Origin of the sequence: Fulvivirga imtechensis AK7 (assembly GCF_000331535.1) — a bacterium.
GTDB lineage: Bacteria > Bacteroidota > Bacteroidia > Cytophagales > Cyclobacteriaceae > Fulvivirga > Fulvivirga imtechensis.
In genome coordinates this window covers 1-431 of sequence record NZ_AMZN01000186.1, presented here as the reverse complement: position 1 = coordinate 431, position 431 = coordinate 1, and the positions used below count along the sequence as shown (strand labels likewise).

Here is a 431-nt window from a genome sequence, read left to right as displayed (position 1 = left end):
ATGCGCCTGTGGTAGAAGGATTGAGATGTTATCTGTGCGTGACCATGTTTGTAGGGTTTCATATTTCTATCAAACATGATATAGTTCAGATATGCAGCGGGCCGCGTATCACTACTGGTGCCGCTTAGCAGCATGTTATTGCTATGAGCAGTGTTGAAAGCATCGTAGGTAGCCTGCTCATAGGTGTTCCCCCCGTTCACTCCACCAAAGGCTCCTGCTATTGAGCTCACCAATACCGTAGCCGCTTGTGTGGTGGAATAGCCGCTGCCGCCCTCAAAGTATCCGTACACTTCCATATCCAGCTCGTCACCGGGGTTTACCGGCAGGCTCAGCGCAGGACCGGTAGGCTGTGCGTTATTGAGCTGTACTACCTCATTATCACCTGAGGTATGGATATCCGAAGCTGTCGCATCCGCGTTGGGAAACGCCAC

Annotated in this window: 1 protein-coding gene; it reads right to left on the bottom strand. The window is 51.7% G+C overall.

Features of this window, described 5'->3' with window-relative positions; all coding sequences use genetic code 11:
- Positions 1-431 (bottom strand): hypothetical protein (locus C900_RS27685; protein ID WP_157494293.1); only part of this gene is annotated, 431 nt, incomplete at both ends.